25 protein-coding genes and 2 pseudogenes are annotated in these 23,592 nt (G+C 62.4%); 11 read left to right on the forward strand and 16 right to left on the reverse strand.

Annotated features, from left to right (window positions below; genetic code table 11):
- Positions 1-505 precede the first annotated feature (505 nt).
- The gene (locus AB0313_RS18765; protein WP_366307469.1) at positions 506-1,276 is read left to right on the forward strand and encodes an AAA family ATPase; all 771 of its coding nucleotides are present in this window, start codon (positions 506-508) and stop codon (positions 1,274-1,276) included.
- A 698-nt stretch (positions 1,277-1,974) separates the two neighbouring features.
- On the opposite strand, the gene AB0313_RS18770 is transcribed toward AB0313_RS18765, so the two are convergent.
- The 4 genes from AB0313_RS18770 to AB0313_RS18785 all read right to left on the reverse strand — a co-directional run bounded on the left by AB0313_RS18770 (position 1,975) and on the right by AB0313_RS18785 (position 4,658).
- The gene (locus AB0313_RS18770; protein ID WP_366307471.1) at positions 1,975-3,204 is read right to left on the reverse strand and encodes a GAF domain-containing sensor histidine kinase; all 1,230 of its coding nucleotides are present in this window, start codon (positions 3,202-3,204) and stop codon (positions 1,975-1,977) included.
- A 278-nt stretch (positions 3,205-3,482) separates the two neighbouring features.
- On the reverse strand, positions 3,483-3,713 hold the full coding sequence (locus AB0313_RS18775) for a hypothetical protein (RefSeq protein ID WP_366307473.1): 231 nt from the start codon (positions 3,711-3,713) through the stop codon (positions 3,483-3,485).
- 9 nt (positions 3,714-3,722) lie between these two features.
- Positions 3,723-3,977 carry a hypothetical protein gene (locus tag AB0313_RS18780; protein WP_366307475.1) on the reverse strand — a complete coding sequence of 85 codons (255 nt, stop codon included), beginning with the start codon at positions 3,975-3,977 and terminating at the stop codon, positions 3,723-3,725.
- Between the two features lie 258 nt (positions 3,978-4,235).
- Positions 4,236-4,658 carry an Hpt domain-containing protein gene (locus AB0313_RS18785; RefSeq protein WP_366307477.1) on the reverse strand — a complete coding sequence of 141 codons (423 nt, stop codon included), beginning with the start codon at positions 4,656-4,658 and terminating at the stop codon, positions 4,236-4,238.
- A gap of 434 nt (positions 4,659-5,092) precedes the next feature.
- Between AB0313_RS18785 and AB0313_RS18790 the strand changes: the two genes are divergently transcribed.
- Both AB0313_RS18790 and AB0313_RS18795 read left to right on the forward strand, forming a co-directional pair.
- The gene (locus AB0313_RS18790) at positions 5,093-5,965 is read left to right on the forward strand and encodes a polysaccharide deacetylase family protein (protein ID WP_366307479.1); all 873 of its coding nucleotides are present in this window, start codon (positions 5,093-5,095) and stop codon (positions 5,963-5,965) included.
- A gap of 156 nt (positions 5,966-6,121) precedes the next feature.
- Complete coding sequence (locus tag AB0313_RS18795) at positions 6,122-6,415, forward strand: DUF3040 domain-containing protein (protein ID WP_366307481.1); 294 nt, start codon at positions 6,122-6,124, stop codon at positions 6,413-6,415.
- Positions 6,416-6,536: 121 nt separating this feature from the next.
- Here the strand turns inward: AB0313_RS18795 and AB0313_RS18800 are convergent, their stop codons facing one another.
- The 3 genes from AB0313_RS18800 to AB0313_RS18810 all read right to left on the reverse strand — a co-directional run bounded on the left by AB0313_RS18800 (position 6,537) and on the right by AB0313_RS18810 (position 8,251).
- Positions 6,537-6,725, reverse strand: a complete 189-nt coding sequence (locus AB0313_RS18800) for a hypothetical protein (protein WP_366307483.1) — start codon at positions 6,723-6,725, stop codon at positions 6,537-6,539.
- On the reverse strand, positions 6,715-7,314 hold the full coding sequence (locus AB0313_RS18805; protein ID WP_366307485.1) for a recombinase family protein: 600 nt from the start codon (positions 7,312-7,314) through the stop codon (positions 6,715-6,717). Before AB0313_RS18805 ends, AB0313_RS18800 begins: the two co-directional genes overlap by 11 nt.
- Before the next feature lie 508 nt (positions 7,315-7,822).
- Entirely contained in the window at positions 7,823-8,251 is a 429-nt protein-coding gene (locus AB0313_RS18810; protein ID WP_366307487.1) for a hypothetical protein, read from the reverse strand.
- Between the two features lie 427 nt (positions 8,252-8,678).
- Between AB0313_RS18810 and AB0313_RS18815 the strand changes: the two genes are divergently transcribed.
- Together AB0313_RS18815 and AB0313_RS18820 are read left to right on the forward strand one after the other, a co-directional pair.
- Positions 8,679-8,906, forward strand: coding sequence for a CopG family transcriptional regulator (locus AB0313_RS18815; protein ID WP_366307489.1), 228 nt, complete (start codon positions 8,679-8,681; stop codon positions 8,904-8,906).
- 1,020 nt (positions 8,907-9,926) lie between these two features.
- Positions 9,927-10,223, forward strand: a complete 297-nt coding sequence (locus AB0313_RS18820) for a hypothetical protein (protein ID WP_366307491.1) — start codon at positions 9,927-9,929, stop codon at positions 10,221-10,223.
- A 255-nt stretch (positions 10,224-10,478) separates the two neighbouring features.
- Here the strand turns inward: AB0313_RS18820 and AB0313_RS18825 are convergent, their stop codons facing one another.
- From AB0313_RS18825 to dcm, 3 genes are all read right to left on the reverse strand, one after another.
- Complete coding sequence (locus AB0313_RS18825; protein ID WP_366307493.1) at positions 10,479-10,802, reverse strand: hypothetical protein; 324 nt, start codon at positions 10,800-10,802, stop codon at positions 10,479-10,481.
- A gap of 724 nt (positions 10,803-11,526) precedes the next feature.
- Positions 11,527-12,336: a GIY-YIG nuclease family protein gene (locus tag AB0313_RS18830; RefSeq protein ID WP_366307495.1), complete on the reverse strand. Its 810-nt coding sequence runs from the start codon at positions 12,334-12,336 to the stop codon at positions 11,527-11,529.
- Positions 12,336-13,496 (reverse strand): DNA (cytosine-5-)-methyltransferase, encoded by a 1,161-nt coding sequence (gene dcm / locus AB0313_RS18835; protein ID WP_366307497.1) that lies wholly within the window; start codon positions 13,494-13,496, stop codon positions 12,336-12,338. The genes AB0313_RS18830 and dcm overlap by 1 nt, the downstream gene beginning before the upstream one ends.
- A 120-nt stretch (positions 13,497-13,616) precedes the next feature.
- Here dcm and AB0313_RS18840 point away from each other — a divergent pair, with 120 nt between their 5' ends.
- Positions 13,617-14,072, forward strand: a complete 456-nt coding sequence (locus AB0313_RS18840) for a very short patch repair endonuclease (protein ID WP_366307498.1) — start codon at positions 13,617-13,619, stop codon at positions 14,070-14,072.
- Here the strand turns inward: AB0313_RS18840 and AB0313_RS18845 are convergent.
- From AB0313_RS18845 to AB0313_RS18870, 6 genes and pseudogenes are all read right to left on the reverse strand, one after another.
- Positions 14,043-14,186, reverse strand: coding sequence for a hypothetical protein (locus tag AB0313_RS18845; RefSeq protein WP_366307514.1), 144 nt, complete (start codon positions 14,184-14,186; stop codon positions 14,043-14,045). The genes AB0313_RS18840 and AB0313_RS18845 overlap by 30 nt on opposite strands.
- A gap of 99 nt (positions 14,187-14,285) precedes the next feature.
- Positions 14,286-14,615 carry a hypothetical protein gene (locus AB0313_RS18850; protein WP_366307500.1) on the reverse strand — a complete coding sequence of 110 codons (330 nt, stop codon included), beginning with the start codon at positions 14,613-14,615 and terminating at the stop codon, positions 14,286-14,288.
- Positions 14,616-14,651: 36 nt separating this feature from the next.
- Positions 14,652-15,932, reverse strand: coding sequence for a Y-family DNA polymerase (locus AB0313_RS18855; RefSeq protein WP_366307512.1), 1,281 nt, complete (start codon positions 15,930-15,932; stop codon positions 14,652-14,654).
- 10 nt (positions 15,933-15,942) lie between these two features.
- Positions 15,943-16,392: pseudogene (umuD, locus tag AB0313_RS18860) on the reverse strand (translesion error-prone DNA polymerase V autoproteolytic subunit).
- 270 nt (positions 16,393-16,662) lie between these two features.
- Positions 16,663-16,806: a hypothetical protein gene (locus tag AB0313_RS18865; protein ID WP_366307502.1), complete on the reverse strand. Its 144-nt coding sequence runs from the start codon at positions 16,804-16,806 to the stop codon at positions 16,663-16,665.
- Positions 16,807-16,857: 51 nt separating this feature from the next.
- Positions 16,858-17,136 (reverse strand): hypothetical protein, encoded by a 279-nt coding sequence (locus tag AB0313_RS18870; protein WP_366307504.1) that lies wholly within the window; start codon positions 17,134-17,136, stop codon positions 16,858-16,860.
- A 2,277-nt stretch (positions 17,137-19,413) separates the two neighbouring features.
- Between AB0313_RS18870 and AB0313_RS18875 the strand changes: the two genes are divergently transcribed.
- The 5 genes and pseudogenes from AB0313_RS18875 to AB0313_RS18895 all read left to right on the forward strand — a co-directional run.
- A complete protein-coding gene (locus AB0313_RS18875) occupies positions 19,414-19,842 on the forward strand; it encodes a hypothetical protein (protein ID WP_366307506.1) in 429 nt (142 codons plus the stop codon).
- A gap of 74 nt (positions 19,843-19,916) precedes the next feature.
- Complete coding sequence (locus tag AB0313_RS18880; protein WP_366307508.1) at positions 19,917-20,267, forward strand: hypothetical protein; 351 nt, start codon at positions 19,917-19,919, stop codon at positions 20,265-20,267.
- Positions 20,268-20,858: 591 nt separating this feature from the next.
- Positions 20,859-21,845: a DUF4192 family protein gene (locus AB0313_RS18885; protein WP_366307510.1), complete on the forward strand. Its 987-nt coding sequence runs from the start codon at positions 20,859-20,861 to the stop codon at positions 21,843-21,845.
- A 211-nt stretch (positions 21,846-22,056) separates the two neighbouring features.
- Positions 22,057-22,212: a hypothetical protein gene (locus AB0313_RS18890; protein ID WP_366307516.1), complete on the forward strand. Its 156-nt coding sequence runs from the start codon at positions 22,057-22,059 to the stop codon at positions 22,210-22,212.
- Between the two features lie 613 nt (positions 22,213-22,825).
- Positions 22,826-23,533, forward strand: a pseudogene (locus tag AB0313_RS18895) (DNA-processing protein DprA); the annotation flags it as partial.
- Positions 23,534-23,592: the final 59 nt, after the last annotated feature.

Raw genomic sequence — 23,592 nt, forward strand, 5'->3', positions numbered from 1 at the left:
CCCGGCTATTCATGTTTTGGTTTGAGCGCCTGTCAGACGTTCCTCCCCTGGCTCTGCTGCTGCTTCATTTTCGCAGCTGGCGCGCTGAAATAAATACGTCATGACGTAAAGATAGATGGATTTGTGTGAGGGTTCCGCCTAGCCGGGGCAATTCCAGGACGCCTGCGCTCCCACCTGCGATACCCCTCGGCGGCCCTGCCTGGCGACTGGCCGGCGATCGCCTTGGTCTGTGTTTCTCCCGCGCGCTCACCGGAAGTCGGAGTGGGGGAGATGTTCACACGCCTCATTCTTGCTGCCTTCAGCTTTCGGCAACGGCGCGCCGCGATAAATACGTCATGACGTAAAGAAAGATGGATAGATTGATAGGCAGATGGCGGGACTTGGCCCCGCGCGTATCTAGGCCGAGAGCCGGCAGGATAAATACGTCCTGACGTAAATATAGATGGATAGACGGATTGATAGATTGGCGGATGGACATATCTATTGATCATGATTGAGGAGACTTGTGAAAGTAACTGCGATAGGGAACCGAAAGGGCGGAGTAGGTAAGACTTCTGTGACCCTCGGACTTGCCACCGGGCTCAAGTTGATTGGAAAGAAGGTGCTGGTCATTGACTTGGATCCTCAAGCCAATGTCACTGAAGCACTTGAGGGCTCGGGCGAGTTCGACATTTTCGACGTTCTGTACGGGGGAGATGCCGGCACTCTGGGCGAGGCTATCACCGAGACTTCTTGGCCAGGCATTGATCTGATCCCCAGTTCGGAGTCGCTTGCGCGGCTGGAATCGGAAAGCCTCATGACTCCCGAATTGCGGTTGAAAACTGCCGCATGGGGCGCTGAGGAATTGGCGGCCTACGATCACATCCTTATAGACCTTCCTCCGGCGCTGGGTCGCCTTACGCTTAATGGGCTTATCTGGGCTGATCGAGTCCTAGCCATAACGGAGCCTGCGGCCTTCTCCGTTAAAGGTGTCACCGAGTTCCTGGAGACAGTGAAGAAGGTGCAGTCGCTACCACATCTGAATCCGGCACTTGAGTTCCTGGGAATCATCATCAACAAGACCAGTTCACCCCTCACTGGCGAGCATGCCTTTCAAATCGGTGAACTGGAGGCTGCCTATGGCAAGGACGTGAGGAGCCCGCACCTGCCGCTCAGGACTGCCATGCAGGACTCAGTTAGCTCCAGAGCGCCTCTTACAAAGCTCAGCAGCAGGGGAGCTGTAATCATGACCGAAAAGTTCGTCGAGCATGCTCGCTTTATCGATGGAGCCAACTGATGCCAGTAGAGAGAAAATCAGCAATCCGCAAAGCACCCGCTGCGGACGTAGTCGATGTTTTGACTGCCCGAAGCGATAGTCAACAAGTGCCTTCCGCGGAAACTTTGCGTACGCAGTCTCGTGAACCGCTTGAGGATGCTCCTCGACCATCCTCAAGCAGGCGACCCGGACCGGGCCGTCCTCGGAGCAAACGTCGAATGGAGCCGTTCTCCTCAAAGATAGAAATCGGCCTTAGGGACGAGATGGATGACTATGTGGCTGAGCACGGACTTTCGATCATCGACTTCCTTGACGAAGCAGTCAGGGATCGACTCAAAAAATAATTATGTCTTGACGTAATTATCAGCACCAACTTCCTAGGGAAGGTGAATCAATGACGACCGTTTCTGACCGGCGCTCGGCAAGCCTCCGAAAAAGTTATGACTTTCGGCGCTATTTGGCGGCGTTCTGTGATCGGTAGATGGCACGTGGAACCACCACGGAACGTGGCGGCGGATGCTGCGGTTAGACCAGCTTGAGTGCCGGTAAGTGACGGTGGGTAGGTCGGCTGCTGAACCCGGGCCGCTAACTGGCCCACAACGCGCCTGTCCCGTCGCTGGATTTCACTGGGCCAGCCGGCTGGCGCGCCCCTACCTTGCTGAGCGGGCGCTGAGGTGTCAGTGGAGCGGTCCAGGGAGTCGGTGGAGTTGGTGTGGTGGCTATGTGCCGGTTGGGAAGCTGAGCGCGACGGTGGTACCGCCTCCCGGGGTTTCGGACAGCGTGAAGTCACCGCCGTGGGCTTTCATGATGGTGCTGCAGGTGGCCAGGCCCAGGCCGGTGCCGGGGCCGTCGCCTTCCCGGTGGAGCCGCACCAGTGGTTCCAGGACTTTCGCCCGGTCCTCGGGTGCTATGCCCTTGCCGTTGTCGGCCACTAAAACGGTGGCGCCGTGGTAGTTGGAGATTCCGCTGATCCTGATGTGAAGGTCCCGGTGCGGGCTGCGGTAGTTCATCGCGTTGCGGAGCAGGTTCTGCAGCAGAGTGCGGAACTGTCCCCGGTCTGCGTACACGAGCAGGTCGTGTACTTCAATCATCTGCTGATCGTTGATGCCAAGGTCCTGCATGACTTCGTTGGCCGTTTGTTGGACGGAGACGTAATCGGGCTGGATTCCGCCACCGACGCGGGAGTAGGTCAGGACGTCTTCGAGCATCCCGAGCATCCGGCGCCCGGACGCGTCGATCTTCTCCAGGTCGCCCGATGCCCCGGGGACAGCCTGGATCCTGGAATCATCCTGCAGCATTTCCAAGTAGCCCAGCATCGTGGTCAACGGGGTGCGCAGGTCATGGCTGACACGGCCGGCGAAATTGGAGAGCCGGGAGTTGCTCTCCTCCAGCTCGGTGTAGGCCCTGTCCAGTTGGGCCGTCCGGTGCTGTAGCTCCAACAGCTCCACAACCTGCCTGGCGAGGACCTCCAGCATGTCCACCTGGGCGGGGTCCAACTCCTGGGCAGCTTCTGAGAACACGCACAGTGTCCCGGGCACGAACCCCGTGGACGTCTCCAGCGGGACAGAGGCGTAGAAACGCACGCGGCCGATCTCACCGGTGACAAATGGGCTGTCGGCAAAACGGGGGTCGCGGGACGCGTCCGGAACCACTGTCCTCTCCCTGGACAGGAAGACCTTGGCGCACATCGAGTCCTCGCGGGAACACACGCCCGGGTCAACACCCCAAGCGCCAATCTGGTGCTGGTACCCGGCACTGATGATATTCACCACGCCAAAGGGTGCACCGCACAACTGGGTGGCCAGCCGGACCAGGTTCTGGAGAGCATTCAGCACCGACGCGTTGGGCAGCAACGGTGAGTCCAGGGACGGGTCGAGCCCGTACTCCCGCAGATCCAGGTCACGGCTGACGTCCTCGCTAAAACCCAGTTGACCCGCTATACCTGTCATCAAACAACCCCCAGCACCCTAAAGAAATCCCTTCGCGACTATACCCACGCATTGCCCGAACCTCCACGCATCGGCGCAGCCATCCGCCCCTGCTTCTGCTGCACCGCTTAGACACCCCTGGCCTCGGCAAAACGGGAACCCTCCCTCGCCCGGGCTTTTGGTCAGGCACCTCGGGCTGGGGAAACGCGTATCTAATACTCGGGCGCTTCCAACGTAAAGGCCTCCACCGTGATGACAGGAGCCGGCGGCGTCGGCATTTCCTAGAGTGTGCCGGTCCTCTACCGGTAGCGTCCCTGCCTATCGAGGAGCCAGGACGGGTCCATGTCAGCTGCCGGGCGCCGCCGGAGTTTCCGGACCAGGAAAACGAACGGAAGCAGCACCAGCTGCAGCAAGCCAGCCGCGATCAGCAACGCGACGAGCAGAATAATGTCCGGAAGGTACAGGAGGAAAACTCCAACCCCGGCGGCTATGTAGCCGGCAGCGTAGGCGAGGAGGGTCCCGGTATCCATGATGGCTCCCTAGTGCTGGTGCGGCCGGCGGACTCTTTGAAGCCTCAGCCGGCGACGTGGCACCGGGCTTTGTCCTGTCACGGACGGAACACGCCGCCACGGCCTGTGCGGCCTGGCGCTGATGGGGTCAGGGAGTGGGGGAGCGGAAGCAACAACGGAGGACCCTTTCCTGCGGCGGCGCAGCGTCAGGAGAACAATCAGGGTCAGGCCGATCCACACGAAGGCGGCAACGAAGATCAGCGCCACCGTCTGGGCTGTGCTCATGACCGGAATCGCCGGGAAGGCGCAGTGTGCCGCAAGGGCAGCTGAGGGGGACGAGTGACGGTCAGCGTTGGACATGGTGCCCCGGCTCTGGATAACTACCGTTGGGCTGGCTGCATAACTCGGTAGAACAAGTGTCCGCCGAACAGGACGGAGCAGCAAGGGACTCCGCAGGGGACACCGCCCGTTCCGGGTGTGGGAACCAAAGATACTGGTCTCGTCGCTGACCGTTGCCGGCCTGCGTCCGCTTGATTCCCCGGTTCATTCATCCGACGCGTATTTTTCGAGCTGATCGGTGGTTTGACGGCTGCATCGTTGGATCGCTTTGAGGTGGGTTGCGGCGAGCCAGGGCAGAAGATGGTTCGGGTCCGCTTCAGGGTCGGTGCGGATTGCCTGCTCCAGGTCGAGGGCACGCCCGGCCAGGCCTTCGGCGCCGACCATTTGGCTGGAGGTCTTGAGGCTAAGGGCAGCGTCCAGGGAGCCAGCCAGGTCTCCGGTGGTCAGGGCCACGCGGAGCCGCTCAATCCGGTTGGGAAGGAACGCAACGAAGTTTGACACGAAAACCTTCCACAGGCCGTCGTCGTCCTCGAGTTCCTCGCGAAGCTTCTCCAGCACGGCGGGGTCCAGGAGAGGAAGAGCAACGCCGTCCGGTGGTGGCTGTTCCTGGGAAGACGGTTCCTGCATCTTCAAACCCGGGATACCCGCGACACGGGCGGTGGCTGGGGGCGGCGCCCTCCGCAGGACGCCACCGTTTCCTCTGTGCCGTCCCTGACAACAGACTCACTTGGGGCGCCGAGTTTAAACAGCTCGGATGTCATGCCACACCCCCTGGTCTTCTTGCTCGTGGCACCGTGCCGGGTTCCAAACAGAGGCTACGTGGCAGGGATAAGGAGGGCCCGAGTGATCGGTACTCTATTTCCGTGCGGGGGTCTGCCCGCTGCCCTTGTTTGTTGCGGACCCGCCGGCTTTGCCTGATGGGCGCGGGCCAGAACACGCGACCGGCGACGATATTCAGGTTCCCGTGTCTATGATCTACTTCGGCGTTGCATGCTTTCATGTCGTTGTCCGAGCGAAGTTTTCCGCCTGTTCCCTGTCCCCTTACTTTGAAATTGATCGTATTGACTGCGCTTCTGAGTGTGGCAGCGGTTCTTCCAGGCAGCAGCCAGAACCAGAACCACGCGGCGCGGGTTGCGCCGGCGGACCAGCCGCCGGTCCCTGCCTCTGAGCAGTTGGTCCTACCTTCACCATCGGCCCCGCCGGTCCTGTCCGAGCAGCCCGACCAAGGAAAGCCGCTGCTTCTCTCGCGTGCTGAGGTGGTCAACGCGTTTGGTTGCAGGACCCCGACCTACTGGGGCCTAGAAGCTCCCGGTGCCATGTCCCGGCTGTCCCCCGGAACGCCGGGCATAGCCGTGACCGTCGACTTTTGCGGCGGCGCCAACGGCAGCGACTTCGACCGGGGCCTCATCGGAGTCCTCCGCGAGCGGCGTGTCCCGGCGACACTGTTCCTGAACTCCAGATGGATCGCGGCCAACCCGGCGACGGCCCGGGAACTGGCCGCTGACCCATTGTTCGAACTGGCAAACCATGGCACCACGCACCGGCCCTTATCCACGACGGGTAGATCCGCCTACGGAATCCCTGGCACTCAAGGCGTTGGTGAGGTCTACGACGAGGTAATGGGCAACGACTCCACGTTGACGGAACTGACCGGGACCCGGCCCCGTTTCTTCCGCTCTGGGACCGCGTACTTTGACGACGTCGCTGTCCAGATCGTCAACGCCCTGCAGATCACCCCGGTCGCGTTCAGCGTCAATGCCGACGGCGGCGCCACATACCCCGCCGCGACCGTCGCCCGGGAGGCGGCGAAGGCCCGGCCCGGTGACATCATCATCTGCCACGGCAACCATCCCCGGGGAGGCACCGCCCAAGGCATGGCACAGGCCCTGGACACCCTCGCAGCCCGCGGCACCCCGTTCCTCCACCTCCACTGACCTCTTGCAGAGGCCGCAGCGTCCCTCGGGACACTGCACCGGAAACGGGGGCAGACACATAATGGTTGGAGTTGCCGCGGTGGCGCCCAGGGCAATGCCGGCTCGGGTCCTGCTGCAACAACGGTGTGGTGCCTGTTGGAAGCGGAAGGGGTCACGATGGCTCTATCGGAGGAGGAGCGACGGCGCCTTGAAAAGCTCGAGCAGGAACTGGCAGCCGCGGATCCGGATCTTGCCCGCAAACTGCAGGCAGGAGCATTGGGCAGGCCAACTTCACGCACGATATATGCCGTCCTGACCATGATTGCCGGCACTGCAGTGCTGGTCGCAGGCATCGACTCAAAGCTGACCGTCATCGGCGCCGCCGGGTTCCTGCTCATGCTCATAGGCGGCTATTGGTTCGTCAGCCGTCGGAGTCGGCGTTGGTGTCGGAAGTTCAAGCCGAAACCATAAACACCGGCACAACCAGTGCATCGGACGGTCCGGCGCTTTCCCATGGTGTCAAAGGATGCTTGCCCTCCGCAGGGCATGGGCGCCGGACCGATCCATTTTCAAAGAATGGCATCGGCCATTTTCAGGTTTGTTCAGGTCTGTTGAATGATCGCGCGATCGCCCGGATGGGGTAGGCGGTCAGCCGTGTGATCCCGGCAAGAATGAGAAGAATCGCCACGGCGGCGAGTTGGCCGATAACCATCAGCAGCGCCACGACCAATGTCCCGCCATAGGTCAGGGCGTAGCTGAGAGTGTCCGGATTAGCGGACATGGGTAGCTGATGCGTCGGCCGTTGGGGAGCGGGGTGGCAGGTGCCGGTACAGGGTGGTGCGTTTCAGCCCGGTTTTGGCGGTGATCTCTTTCATGGACAGGCCTTTGTCCCGCAGCAGGGTGGCGTGTTCGAGCTGGTCGGCATGAACCACGGAAGGCCGTCCCGTGCGACGACCGTTGGCGGATGCCACCGCCCGGGCGTGTGAGGCACGTTCGGCCGCGTAAGTCCGCTCCATCTGTGCGAAAAGTGCCAGCAGAACAACCGCCAACTGTGCCATAGGGCTGTCCGGGTTGGCAGTGTCAATAGGCAGGGGATCAGCCAGTGTCCGGACACCGACGCCGCGTTCCTTCAGATCGTGAACCAGGTTCAGGGTGTCCCGCACGGTCCGCCCCAAACGGTCCAGCGTGTGGACCACAAGGACGTCCCCGGCTCTGGCATGACGCAACGCATCATGAAGCCCCGGGCGGTCCGTATTAGCGCCGGATCTCTTATCGGAGAAGACGGTCTCGATCCCTGCGGCCCTCAGGGCATCCAGCTGCCGGGCAAGGTCCTGCTTCGCCGTTGATACCCGCGCATAACCGATCTCCATGGCTCAAGCGTACCGAAAGTTATCCCTGTGACGGCGAACGTTGGCCTGACTTTTGGAACAACATTCGGGACAGGTGAATTACCTGACCTTCAGGCGATTCGATCTGGGGTCGAGCGTCCCACCAGGGGTGTCCCGTTTCCAAGGAAATGGAACACCTTTCTCGCAGCCGGGTTGGACGCCGATCTGTCTTGCTCGAAGGCGTTGCTCTTCTAGACTTCGGACGCCGACGTCCGTCCCACCAAACGGTCCGCGTCGGCGGAACTGTGGAGGAAGAAACTACAGGGAGAGAAGATGAAGATGAGTTCTGCAACACGATGCCAGCTGGCCGGCTGCGGGGAGAACGCCGTTACGTCGCGGCCGGTGCCGTGACCTTTTTTGCCAAGGTTGTGTTTGAGCAACTGGAGAGACCAACGGGTGCTGGGCCGTGTTGGAAACGAGGGATTAATGGCACGACGGCAGGCCGACCAGTGAGCTTAACCGTGTCCTCTGTGGCATCCAGTGGTACGCGCTATTCCTTGGGATCGCTTTTATCCTTGCTGGTTGTTCCGAAGTAGAAGCCCATAACTGCGGCGGCGAGGCCTTGTAGCCCTGAAATGCCCGCAATCGCTGCGGCGAGATCTTCTGATGAAAAGAGATCGGACCTACTCCACAGGCGGGCTCCCACAAACGTTCCAAGGGTGATCAGGTACGTGGCCAGAAGAAAATACATAATGGGCATCGCCAGATCACGACGAACAAAGTCCGGATGGCTTTTATTTTTTTCCACTTTGAAAGTGGGGCCTGATCCGGGTGTCTCCAGCCTGATCACGGCCCCGCTACCTGGGACTGTGAGGTGGTCGTCGATCTCATCCTGAAAGACGGTTATTTGGTCGTCTGGAAGTTCTGGCGGCAGCTCAGGATTGCTCTTGAAGCCTGGGATGAAACGCTTAATCCACATCAGGAAGATCCCTTGCAATGAAGGTTTGCTCGTTCGACGGTGATGCTGTGTCGCCGAGGCTTGGGGCTGAGGTCCCATTGGGGTTTTGAGTGGCTGACTCTTCTTCTTTGGTCACTGAGACTGTCCAACCGAAGATGCCGACATCGTCCAGATGAGAGGAGAGATAGGCTGCTATCTCCCTTCCTGAGGAATGCGAGCCAAGAGAGATTCGCATGGGTCCTCCCCTCCAATGGAGACAGCACGTGGCATTGTGCCTGTATTCAGCAAAACGTAGCCGGTCTTTTGTTCGATCACAACGGAGTATTGGAACCTATTGGGCCGACCATGCGTTTTACATGTTGACATCATGCGTATGATGTGTGTAGATGCAAGCCCAGGCCCCCAAGGCCCATGACTCGAACGCTCGGAAGAATCAAGGAGCCCAACTATGCCCGCAATCGCACAACAGCAGATAGTCCGTCTCAATGTGAATATGAATGAGCAGACGGCGACAGACCTTAAGGAACTTGCTGAGCGGGATGGTCTGTCCTTCACCGAGACAATCCGTCGCGCTGTCGCCATCTATAAGTACATCCGAGATGAAGTAAGGAAGGGTCGAGTGGTCATGACCCAGGACCCGGACGGTCGAAATAGGCGTGAGATAGTACTCATGTAGTTCCCATGCTCTCCCATCTATGCATCGTGACAAGGCCAAGGAAGAGCTGATTAAGGTTCAGAAGCGTCTGGACCAGCCCGCTCCGCCCCTGGGTCAAGGACGTCATAGAGCCTCGCCCGGCAGCGCATGCCTTTACAAGGCCGAAGAGGATCGCCGCTGAAGCGGCGATCCTCTTTTTGTGATGGCACTTGGCGCGCGGTGCGCCGCAAAATTTTCTATGTGCCCGCCTATTGCGAACCGCTGAAGTTCACCGACTCTGACCGCCCTACCATCTTGTACAGCCAGATAACTAGACATGCGACGCCGATGAGCGTGAGAACGGCGGCTACCACACCCCACATCCAAAGTTGATCGAGACATGAGGCGGTCTCATTCCAACCGGAGTTGTAGTCCCTGCCCTGCACAGTGCTCAGGTCTGGGGCGAATGAGGCACCGCACTCGAGCGGAAATGGTGCCCCACTTATATTCTGCGTAGTGATTGTCCGCTGGCTGAAGCCGACAACTAAACCGAGAACCGTGCTTGCAAGACCTAGAAGCAGGAAGGTCAACCGCGATTGGGGGGTGCCGGCGGAAGCCAGCGAACGTCCATTAGCCATGCCTCATCAAAACATGATTAGCCCCTCCACGTGGCAGCTGCTGCATTTCTTACTTCTGCTAAACCTGCAACCCCCGGAATCGGGAGTGCAGACGATTCCGAAAACTGAGCAAGTGATCAACGTGGGGCTGATCCCGCTTCCAAGGAAGTGTGACACGGTAATTGGACTGGAATGGCGTCCACTTGGAATCTCCGCAAAGATCGTATGCACTGCCACGGACGGGCATAGATGATCCCAGGCAACATCATTGATCACTCTGACTCGCTCTCAGTACAGCCACGGTTGCCGCCGCGTTCCCTAAGCTCACGCTTTTCCAACGCGTCTTGGCAGCTGCGGTGTCGTGGTGTTTCACCCGACTGCAGGGCGAGCGAGCGATCGCCGGATAGGCTCATTCAAGGTCAAAATGCAGCGAAGGAGCAACGCCGTGGGGAAGAGAACGAAGTGCTACATCGAAGAGTACAAGAATGAACAAGGCCTGCTGAGTGCTCGCCTTCGGGAGAAGGGGACGGGCCGCAAGGTTGATTTGGGCATCACCTTGGACGGCAAGCAGGACTTTCTTCGGTTCCTGAGCGCAGCGGGGGCAAACAAGGGGGTCATGCCGGACGTCTTCGCTAAGGACGGTGGGGAAGACTGTGTCATAGTCTCAGGCGACCTCGACTTCGATTCTCCCGATGAGATCAGATTCATTTACAACGGGAAGCTTTCCTACACGTTCGCCTGATAGATGGACGGCACCCGTATATAGCTGGACTTGCTCCTGAAGGAACCTCGGATCAGTTTGGCTATACGCGAGAGCAGAAGCGATACTGATGCCGCTGTGTAGCAGCGCGCGGCGTATCAAGGGCGATGCCTGAGGTTCCCGTCGCTGCAGCAAACCGGCGGCGGGAGCACCTCTGCGGTAGGAGCGCCGTCTGAGCCGCCGCTTCCAGGGGGCGTCATCAAACGGCAGCTGCGATCGTGCGGCCCGACGCAACCATCAGACTTCATTTGATGAAGATTTTGGCTGCAGTCCCGCCAGTGCGTCGATCCGGGCCAAAGTTTCCTCGTAACGATCGACGCCACCCGGATACGGCACAGGGAGCCAAGGAATTCCCTCTCTATCGGCAATCCGCTGCGCGACGGTTTCGGCCTCCCAAGTGCGGTAGACGGCAGGGGGGATGCCAGGCTCGACTATGCGAAAAAGTGTGGGGGAGTCCTCCTCGCCAATTTCCCACGCAAGCCAACCTTGATCTTGCAGAAAGTCTAGGAAATCTCCTAGATGCTGTTGGCGGTGGGTCTTATAGGGTGCGCGCGCGGCCATTTCTTGCTCTTCCGGGGTAGAGGCTGCACTCTCATAGCGGAGCAGACAGTGGCTCCCCCAACTAGAGGTTGGCGAAAAATTTAGACGGATCTGCTTCCACACGATCTACTTTTACCGATGAGCACCTTTGTGGGAAGCGGTCATGTGGATGAGGCTTCACCGTTTGTCGCCTGGTTGCGCCGGCGTCTCTTGTAGTCGCGGGACTTCTTGTTGTGCGCTGCTTTGCACGCGTGGCAGCGGCATCCAGAATCGTAGCCCGCCGCGGTGCCGTGCCTACCAAGCACACGGCCCTCGGCGCGCACTCGTTCCATGTATGCAGCATGAGCCAATCTATTAGCTTCCCGGCACCGATCACACCGGCAATTGAGATTGCCGTATCCGTTAGGAGTCCCATGCCGGCGATCGTCAGCGGGGAGTGTAGTCACCTATGTAGCATAAGGCGCCGAGGAGGTAACCTCGGTGGCTAGGGGAGAGGACTCCTCTGAGAGGGATTGTGAGGTATTCCTTGGCAGGGAAAGATGAGCAGCACCGCGCGGATTTCACGCCGCTTGGAACTTTTAGAGCTGTGAAAACACGGGATGCGGTTGCCCGGACGCGCGACGGATGGCCCTACTTTGAAGCCAATTTCCAAGGCATGAGCCCTACGGGGGAACCGCTGTATGAGATCCGCTTCGGGGACGGGCAATGGATGCTTGCCGCCGCCGAAGATCTGATCACTCACTAGTTATAGAGAGTCGTCGTCTTCACCGGTGTCGGGGGCCTCCGCGAGTACAGAACCGACCAGTTGGCTTACATTGATGGAGTCGGGGGTTGGTAGAGGACGCCCTTCAGCAACAGCCAGGCGCTGGGCGGACAGGAAGGCAAGGCGCACGGCCTGCACGACCAAAACCCGTCGAAGCCCAACAGTGACTTTTCCGCGTTCTCGCACGACGTCGGCCAACCGAGAGACAGTTTCAGCCCTGCGTGCGATCCGGATGTCCGCATGGCCTCTTTCGACGCGGTGCAGCTCAGTGACCAGCGACGCCTTAAACGACGGAGGGAGAGGAACAGGGGCGGACACCGGGGGAATCTTCTCGTTGAGAATCGCCTTGAAACGGCTGTCCTCGATGGCCTTCAGGTAGGCCGAATACTCATAGGCATCGAGAAGCCGTGCCAGCTCCTTTTTCTCTTCCTTTGTCGTCGCCTGACGAGCCATCTCATCGAAGTCCCACAACGGCCACACTTCCACTGCCGCGACTTCCAGTGGGTCCAGCACACGCATAGCCACAGCATCGGTCCGTTGATTGGTCAAATGCCGGCCAACTCGCCCAGAGAGCTTTTCCCGCGTTTGGCCGACGTAGATCGGCTCGCCGTCATAGTCGTAGAACGCATAGATCCCGTACTTGGCCGTGCCGATCTTGCGGCCCTCATCGTCCAGGCTCTCCATGAAGACTTTGAGTTCGGACCGGAACTGTCGAACATCTTCTGCAGGAAGGGATTCAATGGGAGCCGCAGGCCCGGTGCCGGGCAGCGTTGCTTCCCCGCGAGAAGACACTAACCAGCCACCCGTTCCAAAAGGGCAGGCTGCGCCAGTTCGCCGCGGATCAGAGGTGCCAGGTAATTGTCCCCAACCCATTGAACGGCCGGGACAACGACGGCGTCACCAAAGCCAAAAAGTATTTGGCTTTCGCGCAAACCGCCAAGGTTATAGTCAGGTGCTCCCATGAGCCGCGCATACTCGACTGGCGTCATCCAGCGCACAGCAATCTTTCCTTGGCCGGCCATCACAACCGCTTGCTTTGACGAGCCGCCGCGCGCGGTGCGCAGGCACCCCGAAATCTCATCAGCGCGGATTTCCCATACGGGAACCCCGGCCCGGGTGCGCCGGTAAGCCGTCCTATAGGTGACGAGCTCCGAAGCTTTCATTGCATCCAACCGCGCGCGCTGAACCACGGACAATGAATCGAGGAACTTCTTTTTGCGCTCCGCTTCCCACCAGCGACCATCGCGCGGACCCATCGCCTCGATCGCTTCTGAGAGGCCTACAGTCAACATGGCGGGCGGCTCCGGGAGAGCCGCGCGGTGGGTTACCAGGGTCTCATCTTGGAATACGCTTTGCAGCCATTCAGGCCGCAGCGTGGAGACAGGTTCGGTGTCTTCGACAGGAACGTCCATGCTGCCGACAATGAAAATTCGGGGCCTTGACTGCGCGACGAACCGTCGGCCGTCGAGTGCCATCACATCCACGCTGTAACCGAGGCTGTTTAGCTCTCTGACGAGGGCTGCCATGTCGTCACCACCGTGCGACGTCGCTAGGCCGTTCACGTTCTCCAGAGCGATGACGCGCGGCTTCTTATCCCCAAGCTCAGCCAAGATGCGAGTGAAATGGAAGAAAGTCCCCGATTGCTTCCCGGCCAGGCCGCGCCGGTCACCGGCAAGGGAAAGGTCCGTACAGGGGAAGCTGGCCCAGGCCAAGTCCAGGTCCTCCGGAAGATGAGAACTCTTGACCGCGGCGACGTCCCCTAGGGCGAAATCATGGTCGGTCCCGAAGTTCCCCTCGTACATCTCCTTTTTCGACGGTTCGAAGTCGTTTGCCCAAACGACTTCGAAGCCAGCCGGTTCCAGACCTGCCCTGACCAGGCCGATACCGGCGAAAAACTCAGCCGCGCGCAACGGTGCGCGCGAAAGAGGAGGAAGAGAATGGACGTGATTCATGGGCCTAACGCTACTTGCGCGCCCATGGCTAGAGCCAATTTCCGGCTACAGACATCTGCGTGTCTTTGCTTACGGTGAAGTTGGTTGGCTCGCACCGTCGCGGCGTCATAAGTTGGCAGGGTGGAGAACTCCTGGGCAACGACGCCAGCCACCAGGAAAGCGATGCAGGGCAATCGGTCTCGAGACACCAAGCCTGAAGTGGCTGTGCGGCGCCTGCTTCATGCCGCGGGCATGCGTTACCGGGTCAACTTCCGCCCGGTCCCGCATCTGCGCCGAACCGCTGACATCGTCTTCACTCGTGCGCGTGTAGCGGTATTCATTGACGGGTGTTATTGGCACGGATGCCCCCTGCACTATCGTCCCCCGGCTTCCAACGTCGACTACTGGAGTGCGAAAATCACTCGCAATCGTGCCCGGGACATTGAGACAACCGAACATCTCAAAGCTGCGGGCTGGTCAGTTCTCCGCTTCTGGGCCCATGAGGACGCCGCAAAAGTTGCGGATCAAATCGTACAGGCCGTCCTGCCCTCAACCGTTGCTGCCAGGCTACGGAGTACGGATTGCGATTGCTTTTGAATCCGTCGGGATTTGGGCCTCTGTAGCGGCTTTGGCTGTTTCGTACGTCGCGCTTTCGGCTTCGGCGAAGCTGAGCCGCCCGTCGCCGGCCTCTACGGTCAAGGTTACTTTCACGCCCATCTCCTTGGTAACTTCGCTATACAGGGTGCATCCGGACCGTGGGGATACCTGCATCTGCCGCCTGATTAATCCACTGAGGCGCAGCTTTGTGGGTCAGGTGGCGGCGGCCGTCCCGACGTCCGTGATGGCCGCGAGCAGCCATTGCTCGGACAGCGGATCGCGGCGCAGCTCGAAGGTGCGGAGCGCTGAGGTCGAGGTCAGGCGACCCTGAACCCGCCAGTGTTCGGTGTCGACGACGTTCCCGACGCCTACGGGAACGCTTTGGCGGGTCTCCCACCATGAGTCCCTGGTGAACCAGTGGACAGGTTCTTCGGTTACGGCCCAGATACGTCCGTCGTACCGGACGGCCAAGGGAGTGCCGGCCTTGGTGAAGCGAACGTCCACCGGGACGTTGAGGGTAGGAGCTTCTGGGGTGATGGTCATGAGCTTGTTGTCTTCCTGGATGGTGCAGAGGGCTGGTCAGGCGGCTTTGACGAGGGGGAGTTCATCCCAGTGGGTGGTGTATCTCGGGGAGAGCATGTCCCGTTTCATGGTCCAGTCCGGGCCGCCCCGGATCCCGCCATGCCCCAGGCCGATGGACCCGCGTCCGTAGCGGCGGGTGACGTCCTCCAGCAGGGTCCCGATGTGCCGTTCCTCGTGGGGGTTTTCGAACAGTGACAGGGGTGCCTGGTTGCCGCTCGGGCGCAGGTCGGTGACCATGATCCCTGCCCTGGCGTACCGGACGCCCTCGACAATCCGGGGCAGGAGGGCGTGGCCGGCTTTGGTCAGGATCACAGGGTCGGCGGTCGGCATCGGCAACGGCACACACACCGACGGGTACGAGGTGTCTTGGGGGTTAAAGTGCGAGGTGCCGGCGAACGCGGTCAGGACCTTGGCCTGCAGCCCGTGTTTGGCCAGCCGCGCCGAGGCCTGCTGCCCGTACACACTCATGACCTGCCGGATGCCCGCCGCGGTGGTGATGGGCTTGGCGAATGACCGGGAGAAGATCAGCTGGTCCCGCCCGATTCGTTCCTCTTCCATAGGGATGCAGGGGGTGCCCTGCAGCTCCAGGACGGTACGCATCACCACGACGTTGAACTTGTCCCGGATGGCCACCGGATCGGCCCGGACCAAATCAGCGATCGTGAAGATACCCATCCCGTTCAACCGTCTCGTCAGCCTGCCGGCGATGCCCCACACCTCCTCGACGGACAGCCGGCCCAGCAATGCCTTCCGCTCCTGTGCGGGGACGGAGTCCCAGTGGCACACTCCGCCGAAGGCTTTGTTGTTCTTCGCCCATTTGTTGGCCAGCTTCGCCAGCGTCTTCGTCGGTGCGATCCCGACGCAGACCGGCACTCCGACGTTCCGCCGGACCGCGGCCTTCATGGACCGGCCCATCGCCAAAAGTTCCGCCGGGGTGCCTTTGACGCCGAGGAAGGCTTCGTCGATGCTGTAGGACTCCAGCCAGGCCGAATACCGGCCCAGCAGCTCCATCACCCGGGCGCTGATGTCTCCGTAGAGCTCGTAGTTGCTGGACAGTGCGACCAGGCCCCATTCCTTGGCCCGGGGAGCGAGCTTGAACCAGGGCTCACCCATGGCGATGCCCAGGGCTTTGGCTTCGGGGGAGCGGGTGACAGCGCACCCGTCGTTGTTGGACAGCACGATCACGGGCTTCCCCTCGAGGGAGGGGTCGAACGCCCGCTCCGCGGAGGCGTAGAAGCAGTTCACGTCCACGTGCGCGATTTGCGGCATGTGCCGCATCAACGCCGGCTTAGACATCGCCCCGGCCTAAAGCGTGGTGGAGGCATCGGGGTGCGACGCTCCAAGTAGTCAGGTCGGACAGGGCCGGCACTTCGATGTTCGGGTAGGCAGGGTTCTCCGCCTGCAGCACTACCCCTGTCGGGGTGATCCGCAGCCGCTTGATCGTCAGCTCCCCGTCCAGTACCGCGACGACCACACGCCCGTCATGTGGCTCCAGGCCCGGTCCACGATCAGCTCGTCTCCGTCGCTGATTCCTGCATCTTTCATGGATTCCCCGGAGACCCGCACCACGTAGGTGGACGTGATGTCCTTGATCAGGTGTGCGTTCAGGTCGATCCGGCCGTCGAAGTAAGTCCTGCGGCGGCGACGGGAACCCCGCCGCAACCGGCATCGGAGAGACCAGCACCGACAACAACGAAACGCCCGCGTCTACCACACGGGGACCGACAATGACGCCCACAACACACCTTTATTCGAATATATGTTCGATTCATTCGATGCTACTCGCTGGGGCCGACAAAGGAACCATCGCCTGTGCGAGGGGGCAGGAATCGGGCGGGTTGTACACGGTGGGGACAGCTTTGAGCTGTTTGGAGGGCTCCACCTGCCCGCCAGTGTGCACAACCCGCCCAACCGTGGCTTCAGAGGCATGGCATCCTTGGGGGGCTGGGACGGTCTCGTTGCGGTGAAAAGCGGGACATGCCTCCTGCTGTGAGCAGGCGTGGTTGGGTCAGGAAAGGCGGCGGAACTGGCCGGGTTTCACCTGGACGAGGATCGGGAGCGCCAGCTGCACGGGGGTTTCACCGATCGGTTCGTCGAGCAGCTCGTTTACCGATGTCTGCCCTTCGAGCTCCCCAAACCCAGTCCTGTCCATATCTTTGATCCTAGGCCGGTGGCCAGCTTTAGATCCTTGGAGTGCGCGTGGCTAATGGTTGGCGTTCTCCGCCCGGACTTCCCGGATTATGGCGGCGAGGCCGCGGACGGCTTCCGGGTCTTCCTCCCAGCGCCGTCCATTGCGGGAGCAGGCGTGCAGGCCGGTGAGGCCGGAGCCTTCAGCTGCCTTGGCGAGTTCGGCCCAGGCGTCCTGCAGCTGTGCCAGCTGCTCAGGTGTCGGCAGCTCCTGCGCCTCCGGCTCACTTACCCGGCCTGCAGGAGCGGCGGTGCCGGCTGCGCGACGTCGTCTGAAACTGCTCAGCAGATCCATGCTTTACCCCCTGGTGAATAAGGTCCCGCCAGGAGTGCACGGCGAGATGCGCTGCGACTGGCGGGACCATTCCACCGTATCAATACCGCTGCATTCCTTGCGGAACAACAGAAGACCCGGTTCCCAGGGAACGCGGGCCTTCCATTTGGTAAACATCCTGCTGCTTACACCGTCAAGCATCCCACGAAACGGGACTTGCGGGGAGTTTTAGGCCCCGCCACCGGGAACGGCCAGGTGACGGGGGAGTACAAGTTTACCGCCGTAAGGCGAGGGTTTCCCTTCCGCTGGTGCCTCCTCCGTCGCGCGTCCGCTGGCGCGGCCATCGGCCATGATGCTGCCCATTCATGGCACGTCTCCTGCCCGTCATCACGTGCCTCGTCTCCGGCTGGGATCCTATGGGCGCCACATCATGGAAGCGGAGTCCGAAGCGCGGCGCAGCTGGTCGGGCGGGTGGATCCTCCATAATGGGCAGACCAGATGGTGACGGTTGAGGGGGACGTGTAGTGGAACCAGTGCGCTTTATCGATCCGTTTGCAGCTGAGGGACCTGCTGTGGTGGCGCGGCCGGACAAGCCCGCCCCGGTTCCCGCTCCGTCCACGAGATCAGGTCCGTTGTCCAGTGTCGTGTTTTCCAGCGGCCGCGAACGTGAAGTGCGGCAGCTCATAGACGACCTCGCCGTTCTGGCCGCAAAGCAAGACCCGACAGTGCCGTAAGCGGCAGCCTCCTGCCTGCCCCGGGCGGCCATCAGATCAGGTCATAGTGCCTGTGGTGAGCCATGTCATGGCTTCTGCCCGTGAGGTGAAAAAGCGTTTGGGACGGCCTGTCTTATTTATTGCCAAAACAAAGTTGGCGACGACCTTGTCGACCGGTGAGGCGCCCAGAAGCGCCACGCGTGATGCCTGACAGGTCCGGGTGAAGACCCGCGGGCTCCGCGGCTGACCGCGGACGTGTGGCCATGTCGACCAGCAGTGGGCGTTCAGTATCTGCGCAGAACCCGTTGACCATGTCCGTGGCTGCTTCGGCGTCACGTTACGGACGATGGAGTGGCGGGCCCACGTCAGCTGAAGAAGGCCGTGTTCTCCCAAAACCAGTTCAGCTTTGCCTGATGTAACGGATGCCATCACTACGTTCCCCCAAAGCCTTCGACGGTCCCACACCTGATGTGAACCGACTGGATGAAAATCGTCGGCGTATGGGCTGCCTCCGTTGCTCCTGACTGGAAAAATCCATTGGGCCGTGAAGTTGCGACGGCAGCGGCAAGGCTCCGGCCCGTTGGGACCTGACCAATACCGTCCCTGTACCTGACAGAGGCTGTGCACAGCCACCGTTCACCCGGGCGAACACGGGCAGGGTGGTGACGTGGTGGTTGTGTACAGGCGGTCCGGTGGGTCCCGTCCTCCCCATGGGTGCGGGAAAAGCAGCGGAGCGGGTGGGCTTTTGCCGTGCCCCTGGAGGCGAGAGGCAAAGTCACGCTGCTGTGTTGGTGCCTGCGAGGACAGTGGCAGCCGGCGCTGGCGTCGCGAGGCGGTTTTGGCTGTTGCGCGGCCGGTCGCTGGCCCTGCGGGCTGGGGCGTCTTTCCTTCACTGGGGGTTCTCGCCGGGAGCGTTCAACTGCCTGTGTCCCGCTGTGATCGGCGACTGGAATTCCGCGGCACCAACAGCCCAGGCAGTCGTGGAGGGCAAGGCAGAGGGCCGCAAGCGGTGGGAAAGCGGCCCTCTGCCCTGGGTGTAAACATCCTGCTGCTTACGCCTTCGAGCATCCCACAAAAAGGGTCCGGCCGGAGAGCTTTTTAAGCCTCACCGTCACCGACCTACTGGGGGAGGGGCCGGTGACGGGGGCAGTACAAGTTTACCGCCGCAGGGACTGGTTGCCGCTGCGCAGCAACCAGTTAACGGGCGTCCACTCCGCAGGCTCCGCGGCCGGCTGTTGGGGCCTGGGGGTGCCGTCGCAGGGCTCCGGACCCCCTGACCCTGTCCTTGTCTGCGACGCCTTTTTTGGCTGCTGTCCTGACGGATTGTACGTGCCCGCTCCGGCCCGTCCAGCCCCTCCTTCGTCGGGGCCTGCGGCGGGGAATTCTTCGACGGCGCTCCTGCGTCGCTGATTTCCTTACGAAGGTTCCCGCCACTTGCCCTTCGGGTGGACGGGCGCTCCGTCGGGCACAGCTCCGCAAGCTCCGCCAGCAGCCAAAACAACGCGGGGGAGGGGAAGGGGAGCTGGCCGGTCACCACAGGGCCGCCCCACCCACCCCCACTTCTCGGACAAGAAGGAACACCACCATGAATGCAGTGATCAGGAAGACCGTGACCCTGGCCGACACCGGGGAAGCCATCGAGGACATGACCGTCCTGGGCGATTACCACATGAACGGCGGCTACGACTGGATGGATTTGATCGAACAGCACGGCTGGACGGTGCTCTCCTGCTGGGGTTCGGAGGGCTGGGATCTGGGGCAGTGGCCCTACGTGATGGTCGCCGCGACCCGCACGGCGGACCGCATCGGAAACCTGTTCGGCGTCGCCACGTACTGCGAGGGTGACGTGACCTGCACCTACTACCGGACCAAGGCCCGCCAGTGGGACGCGATCACCGAACAGCCGTTCTTCCACTGGAAGAACGGCCAGGCACACGGACCGGACGATCTGCCGGAAGCCGCCGCCGAGCTTCCCAGCCGCTACCGGATGCCCTGCACCGTCAACGTCGCCTAACCACCACCACACCGCTGTGCTGCCCGGCCCCAGGGCCGGGCAGCACACCCCCACAACCCGAAGGACATCAGCAGATGAGCCACGACACCGCAGCACCCAAAGGCATCACCGCCCTGATTTACCGCGACGACCTGGGCACGGACTTCTCCAACAGGGGCATCTCCGCCACAGTCATGGAAGTGACCGTCATCGGGGAAGGCATCGACCCGGTGTTTACCGCCACCGATGAACGACCCGCCGTCCGGCTCGTGAAGAACAAACACTTCAACGACGAGACCGTTGTCCACGCCGAACCCCTCACCCAGGAAAAGGAGCCCGCGCCGTGGTACATGTTCGGCGGCACGTTCATCTACAGCAGTGACGCCCGCTTCCGCCGCGCCGCCGGACACTACGGAGCGGTCCCGCTCCACGACCGCCGCGAATAGCCAGGAGGTGACCGGCCTTTCGGGGCCGGTCACCGCGGGCGGTCCGCCGCCGAGGTGGCGGGCTTCCGGAGGTGGTTGCCGGCAGCGGACCGCCCCTCGCGCAGGAGACGGGTGCGGGATGTCTGCCGCCCGCGGCCTGCCGGAGGTAACGGGGCTGGTGGGGTTGGTCGTGGCCCGGGGAGTGCGTTCGCCAGAGCTCACACGGGAACGGGCGTCCGCTCCGCAGGCTCCGCGGCCGGCTGTTGGGGCCTGGGGGTGCCGTCGCAGGGCTCCGGACCCCCTGGCCCTGTCTTGTCTGCGACGCCTTTTTGCTGCTGTCCTGACGGATTGTACGTGCCCGCTCCGGCCCGTCCAGCCCCTCCTTCGTCGGGGCCTGCGGGGCGGGAATCTTCGACGGCGCTCCTGCGTCGCTGATTTCCTTACGAAGATTCCCGCCCCTTGCCCTTAGGGGTGGACAGGCGCTCCGTCGGGCACAGCTCCGCAAGCTCCGCCAGCAGCCAAAACAACGCGGGGGAGGGAACGGGGAGCTGGCCGGTCACCACAGGGCCGCCCCACCCACTCCCACTTCTCGGACAAGAAGGAAACACCACCATGACTGAAAAACTGACGATCTCCGGTCCCGCTGACCTGCTCGCCGCCGTCCCGCACCTGCTGGGCACCGGACCGAAGGAATCCTTCGTCGTACTCACGCTCCGCGCGGGCATCCTGGGCGCAAGCCTGCGCATGGACGCACCGGCGGAGGCGGCCCCGGAGGATTACGCGCAGATGATGACCACCTACGCGGCCTACGACGAGAAGGCAACCGGCAGCGTCCTCATCGTGTACACCGACGAAGAGCCCGGCGGCGGTTACCCGTACGCCCCGCACGTCGCGGCGCTCACCAACGAGCTCGCCACCGCCCGAATGCCCGTCCGCATCGTCCTGCTGGTCACCGCCACCCACTGGGCACCCTACGGAACCGCCGAGACGAACCCGCTGGACGAGGTCCGGGACAGCAACGCCAACGCCACGCTGACCTACTTCGGGTCCGCCCCGGACCTTGACGTGTACAACGCGGAGATGCTGGGCACGTGGGCGGCACCGGTGCACGCCCCGGAAGGCACCGACGAAGACCTGGACACCGCCCGCCGGACGTGGGCCGCCGCATTGGATGGAGTGGATGGAGCACCGGCGCCGGACACGGCCCGGCAGCTGGCGGCAGCATTCCAGCACCGGCACATCCGCGACTACCTGTTCCGGGACACCATCACCACCCACAACGGCAGCTTCGAAGACGTGTTGATGGGCACGTTCACCGCCCGTCCCGACTGGGACCGCATCGACCGCGCGGAAGCCCTCGCCTTCGAGCTGATGAAGGTCGTGCCGGCCGGGCAGCGCGCCCCGATGCTGACCCTGATGGGCTGGCTTCAGTGGCTGAAGGGCCGCGGATCCCAAGCCGACCGGTACCTGAAGCTCGCCGCCGAGGACGTTTCAGGTTTCCGCCTCGCCGTGCTGTTGCGGGAAGTGATTACCCAGGGCCGCGTCGCTGACGTCGCCCGCGACCCCGGACGGTCCTACCAGCGCCGCATCATCCAGTAGGGGAGCTGCATCATCCAGTAAGGGAGAGAGCCGGGCCGGGATCACCACACGATCCCGGCCCGGTCCTTCCGACGGTGGCGGGGCGGCCTCCTCCGCTTGCGCTCCCCCGGCCGCCGTTCACGCTGACGCGGGCGCAGCCACTAATCCCTCGAGCGCGCAGAAACCACGGCTACAGTGAAAACCTGGAACACTGCACCGAACCAGGGAGCGCGTGAGCATGGCAACCGACTACATCCTCACCGAGGACGACAAACCCGGCGACGACGCCAGCCTGGCCGAAGACATCGTTGAACTGAGCCTGCTCACCGCCACCGATTCCGGGGCGTCGGTGGATATCGCGTGGGCCCAAGAACACCACAACTTTTAAACACCCCGCAGCACTGATGCTGCCCCTGGATCTTCCTTTGTCCGAGGAACACAAAGAGCCGGCCCCGCGGGGGCCGGCTCTTTGCGTCCTCCATGAACCCCTACCCGCAAGGGACAAGCTCCGGCAGAAGGACAGAAGGATCCCCCCGACCCGGACGTCAGACTACAGCCGGCGCAGGAGGACGGGACAACACTAGCAACACCCTCACCGAAACCCGGGAACCTTCACCGCAAGGTTCGGGCGTCCGCTGGCGCGGCCGGCTGTTGGGGCCTGGGGTGCCGTCGCAGGGCTCCGGACCCCCTGACCCTGTCCTTGTCTGCGACGCCTTTTTTGGCTGCTGTCCTGACGGATTGTACGTGCCCGCTCCGGCCCGTCCAGCCCCTCCTTCGTCGGGGCCTGCGGCGCGGAAATGCTTCGACGGCGCTCCTTCGTCGCTGATTTCCTTACGAAGATTCCCGCCCCTTGCCCTTACGGGTGGACAGGCGCTCCGTCGGGCACAGCTCCGCAAGCTCCGCCAGCAGCCAAAACAACGCGGGGGAGGGAACGGGGAGCTGGCCGGACACCGTAAGCCGCCCCACCCACCCCACTTCTCGGACAAGAAGGAACACCACCCATGAACGACCGCATTGCACGCGCAGCCCTGACCCGCCTGTTCGATCCCGGCGACCTGATCGGCCACACCCTCGTGGGCAGGCTCGGCGCGCACGCCGCGCTGCGCTTCGCCACCGGCGCACAACCCGCCCATACCCTCCCGGACGTGACGCCCGAGGAGCTGGCGGCCGCGTTGAAGCGCTGGGCGCCCCGCGTCCCGGACCTGAACCCGGAGAAGGACCTAACCACCATCGAACGCCTGGGTGGCGGCTTCCTGATCCCGGGCGACGAGCACTGGCCCAGCGGCCTGGACGACCTCCCGGACGCGCCCCTGGGCCTCTGGTTCCGGGGCAACATCGGCAACGGGATCCCCAACCCTGACAGCTGCGCGGCCCTGGCAGGCTCCCGGGACTGCACGAGCTACGGCGCTGCCGTCACCGGTGACATCGCCTACAGCCTGGCCCAGCGTGGAATCTGCGTGATCGCCGGACTCGCCTACGGCATCGACGCCCACGCCCACCGCGCCGCACTGGCCGGAAGCACTGGAGAAAGCTCGGCCACCATCGCCGTTCTGGCCGGGGGACTGGACCGGGATTACCCGTCCGGTAACGCCGACCTCGCGGCCGCGGTCCGCGCCAACGGCCTGACCCTCTCCGAACTGCCGCCAGGCTCGGCCCCCACCCGGTACCGCTTTCTTATCCGGACTACTGAGGCTGGGCGCAGCTGCCTTTAGGCCTCGTCAAGACTCCAGCGGTTATCCGGACGGCTTTCCCTTCGGGTGGGTGCGTC

The organism is Pseudarthrobacter sp. NPDC080039 (assembly GCF_040702335.1).
GTDB classification, from domain to species: Bacteria; Actinomycetota; Actinomycetes; order Actinomycetales; family Micrococcaceae; genus Arthrobacter; species Arthrobacter enclensis_A.

Bases quoted from the DNA above. Each gene is read 5' to 3' on its own strand.
- AB0313_RS18780 (WP_366307475.1), bottom strand. From the start codon at position 3,977: ATGAGCACAGCCCAGACGGTGGCGCTGATCTTCGTTGCCGCCTTCGTG.
- AB0313_RS18880 (WP_366307508.1), top strand. From the start codon at position 19,917: ATGAGCCACGACACCGCAGCACCCAAAGGCATCACCGCCCTGATTTAC.
- AB0313_RS18775 (WP_366307473.1), bottom strand. From the start codon at position 3,713: ATGGATACCGGGACCCTCCTCGCCTACGCTGCCGGCTACATAGCCGCC.
- AB0313_RS18870 (WP_366307504.1), bottom strand. From the start codon at position 17,136: ATGGATCTGCTGAGCAGTTTCAGACGACGTCGCGCAGCCGGCACCGCC.
- AB0313_RS18865 (WP_366307502.1), bottom strand. From the start codon at position 16,806: ATGGACAGGACTGGGTTTGGGGAGCTCGAAGGGCAGACATCGGTAAAC.
- AB0313_RS18875 (WP_366307506.1), top strand. From the start codon at position 19,414: ATGAATGCAGTGATCAGGAAGACCGTGACCCTGGCCGACACCGGGGAA.
- AB0313_RS18785 (WP_366307477.1), bottom strand. From the start codon at position 4,658: ATGCAGGAACCGTCTTCCCAGGAACAGCCACCACCGGACGGCGTTGCT.
- AB0313_RS18805 (WP_366307485.1), bottom strand. From the start codon at position 7,314: ATGGAGATCGGTTATGCGCGGGTATCAACGGCGAAGCAGGACCTTGCC.
- AB0313_RS18815 (WP_366307489.1), top strand. From the start codon at position 8,679: ATGCCCGCAATCGCACAACAGCAGATAGTCCGTCTCAATGTGAATATG.
- AB0313_RS18825 (WP_366307493.1), bottom strand. From the start codon at position 10,802: ATGGCCGCGCGCGCACCCTATAAGACCCACCGCCAACAGCATCTAGGA.
- AB0313_RS18770 (WP_366307471.1), bottom strand. From the start codon at position 3,204: ATGACAGGTATAGCGGGTCAACTGGGTTTTAGCGAGGACGTCAGCCGT.
- AB0313_RS18800 (WP_366307483.1), bottom strand. From the start codon at position 6,725: ATGTCCGCTAATCCGGACACTCTCAGCTACGCCCTGACCTATGGCGGG.
- AB0313_RS18885 (WP_366307510.1), top strand. From the start codon at position 20,859: ATGACTGAAAAACTGACGATCTCCGGTCCCGCTGACCTGCTCGCCGCC.
- AB0313_RS18850 (WP_366307500.1), bottom strand. From the start codon at position 14,615: ATGACCATCACCCCAGAAGCTCCTACCCTCAACGTCCCGGTGGACGTT.
- AB0313_RS18795 (WP_366307481.1), top strand. From the start codon at position 6,122: ATGGCTCTATCGGAGGAGGAGCGACGGCGCCTTGAAAAGCTCGAGCAG.
- AB0313_RS18810 (WP_366307487.1), bottom strand. From the start codon at position 8,251: ATGTGGATTAAGCGTTTCATCCCAGGCTTCAAGAGCAATCCTGAGCTG.
- AB0313_RS18855 (WP_366307512.1), bottom strand. From the start codon at position 15,932: ATGCGGCACATGCCGCAAATCGCGCACGTGGACGTGAACTGCTTCTAC.
- dcm (WP_366307497.1), bottom strand. From the start codon at position 13,496: ATGAATCACGTCCATTCTCTTCCTCCTCTTTCGCGCGCACCGTTGCGC.